2 protein-coding genes are annotated in these 2,688 nt (G+C 70.6%); both read left to right on the forward strand.

Features of this window, described 5'->3' with window-relative positions; all coding sequences use genetic code 11:
• The first annotated feature begins 184 nt into the window (after positions 1-184).
• Positions 185-1,819, forward strand: coding sequence for an IS21 family transposase (gene istA / locus FRW57_RS20100; RefSeq protein ID WP_238999507.1), 1,635 nt, complete (start codon positions 185-187; stop codon positions 1,817-1,819).
• A complete protein-coding gene (istB, locus tag FRW57_RS20105) occupies positions 1,816-2,616 on the forward strand; it encodes an IS21-like element helper ATPase IstB (protein WP_152186893.1) in 801 nt (266 codons plus the stop codon). Before istA ends, istB begins: the two co-directional genes overlap by 4 nt.
• The last annotated feature ends 72 nt before the right edge of the window (positions 2,617-2,688 follow it).

Below are 2,688 nucleotides of genomic sequence, written 5' to 3' on the forward strand. Positions count from 1 at the left end.
TGTCGCCTGCCATGAGCATGGGACCGCTCTGAGCCGTTTCTGCCAAGTTCATGGGACCACTTGGATTGCCAGTCATGGGACCACCCGGCGCGCCTTTCCGGTGGTTCCGCGGATGGCTCGTTGGATCGTCACGTCAGCGTCGCCGGCGTGGAGGTCAACGGGCGTGGGGTTCAGGGAGGTCAGCGTGATCGAGGTACGAGAGGTCCTGCGGGGCTGGCTTGATGGGGCCGGGCTGCGCACGGTCGCCGAACGGGCAGGGGTGGACCGCAAGACCGCCCGCCGGTACGTGCAGGCTGCCCAGGTGGCCGGGCTGGAGCGCACGGCCGGGCTGGCCGCGGTCGATGATGCGCTCATCGGCGCGGTCGTGGCCGCGGTACGCCCGGTCCGCCCGAACGGGCACGGCCCGGGGTGGGCGACGCTGCTGGGCCGGGAGGAGCAGATCCGGTCCTGGGTCAAGGGCGATGGCGAGGACGCCAAACCCTTGACGATCGTGAAGATCGAAGAGCTCCTCGCCCGGCAGGGCCTGGTGGTGCCGTATCGGACGCTGCACCGGTTCGCGACCGAGCGGTGCGGCTACCGGGCCAAGGACACCACCGTCCGGGTGGCCGACGGCGAGCCCGGCGCCGAGCTGCAGGTCGACTTCGGTCACATGGGCTACCTCGTCGACCCCGGGGACGGGCGGCGGCGCAAGGTCCACGCGTTGATCTTCACCGCCTGCTACTCCCGGCACATGTTCGTGTGGCTGACCTACTCCCAAACGCTGGCCGCGCTGATCGCCGGCTGCGAGGCGGCCTGGGCCTTCTTCGGCGGGGTCTTCAAGGTCCTCATCCCCGACAACCTGAAGCCGGTCGTGGCCGAGGCCGACGCGGTCAACCCACGGTTGAGCACCGGCTGGCTGGACTACGCCCAGCATGCCGGGTTCGTCACCGATCCCGCCCGGATCCGCTCCCCGAAGGACAAGCCCCGGGTGGAGCGGGCGGTGCAGTACGTGCGCGGCAACTTCTGGGCCGGGGAGTCCTTCACCGACCTGACCGACGCGCAGGCCCACGCCGAGGCGTGGTGTGCCAAGCGCGCCGGGATGCGGATGCACGGCACGATCCAGGCCCGTCCGGCCGAGGTCTTCGACGAGCAGGAGGCTCCGGCGCTGCTGGCGGCCCCGCCCGCCTACGACGTGCCGATCTTCAAGCGGGTCAAGGTCCACCGCGACTACCACGTCGAGGTGGCCAAGGCGTTGTACTCCACCCCCGAGCACCTCCTCGGCCGACAACTGGAGGCCCGCGCCGACCGTGAGCTGGTCAAGCTCTACGCCGCCGGGCAGCTGGTCAAGACCCACCCGCGCCAGCCGCCCGGTGGCCGCTCCACCGACCCGACCGACCTGCCCGAGCACAAGAGTGGGTACGCGCTGCGTGACCTGACCAAGCTGATCGCGGCCTGCGCCAGGCACGGGGACAACATCGGCATCTACGCCGAGCGGCTGCTGGACGACCCGCTGCCGTGGACCCGGATGCGCAGCGTCTACCGCCTGCTCGGGTTGGTCCGCCGCTACGGACCCGAACCGGTCGAGACCGCCTGCGCACGCTCCCTGGACCTGGACGTGGTGAGCGTGTCCAAGATCGCCTCGATGCTGGCCAAGGCCACCGAACGCGAACAGCCGGTGCTGCCCGCGGCCACCGGCAGCGGCCACGACACCGCAGGCGGCCGGTTCGCCCGCGACCCGAGCGAATACACCGGCCGCCGCCACGTCCAGCTCACCCTCATCCCCGGCGGCGCGGCCAGCGACCGCACCACGACCACCACCGAATCGGAGACGCTGTCATGACCACCCACGCCGTGACCGGGCCGCTGGACCCGGTCGGGACCGACCTGATGAAGACCCTCAAGGCCCTCAAGCTCGGCGGGCTCAGCCACACCCTGCCCGAGCGGCTCGCGCTGGCCCGGTCCCGCAAGATGGGCCACGCCGCATTCCTCGAGCTCGTCCTGGCCGACGAGGTCACCCGCCGCGAGTCCCGCTCGGCGATGCTGCGCGCCCGCACCGCCGGACTGGACCCCAGCATGCGGCTGGACACCTGGGACGAGCTCGAGGACCTGACCTACGACCGCGCCCTGCTGTCGGACCTGACCACCCTGGCCTTCACCGAGGCCGGCAACGGCGTCCTGGTCCTGGGCCCGGTCGGGGTCGGCAAGACCCACTTGGCCACCGCACTCGGGCACATTGCGATCCGCCGCCGGCTCACCGTGCACGCCGCCCGCGCCGACAAGCTGTTCACCCGGCTCCGCGGCGCGAGACTGGACAACACCCTGGAGGCCGAGATCCGCAAACTCGCCCGCGTCGACGTTCTCATCCTCGACGACTTCGCGCTCCGCCCGCTGGACGCCACCGAAACCAACGACTTCTACGAGCTGGTCGTGGAGCGCCACCGGCGCGCGAGCACGATCGTGACCTCCAACAGGGAGCCGTCGGAGTGGCTGGCCATGATGAGCGACGCGCTACTCGCCCAATCCGCCGTCGACCGACTCACCTCCGGCGCCCACACGCTGATCATCGAGGGCCCCTCCTACCGCCAACGAGACCACCACCGGCGCGCCACCATTGACACCAACCCCGAGGCCAAGTGATGCTCACTCACACCTCCAAGTGGTCCCATGCTCGTGGCAACGAGGTGGTCCCATCACGCTGGCAAGCGACAC

It is taken from the genome of Segeticoccus rhizosphaerae, from assembly GCF_009192725.1.
Classification (GTDB): Bacteria; Actinomycetota; Actinomycetes; order Actinomycetales; family Dermatophilaceae; genus Segeticoccus; species Segeticoccus rhizosphaerae.

Coding starts and splice junctions, on each gene's coding strand:
- istB (WP_152186893.1), top strand. CDS start 1,816: ATGACCACCCACGCCGTGACCGGGCCGCTGGACCCGGTCGGGACCGAC.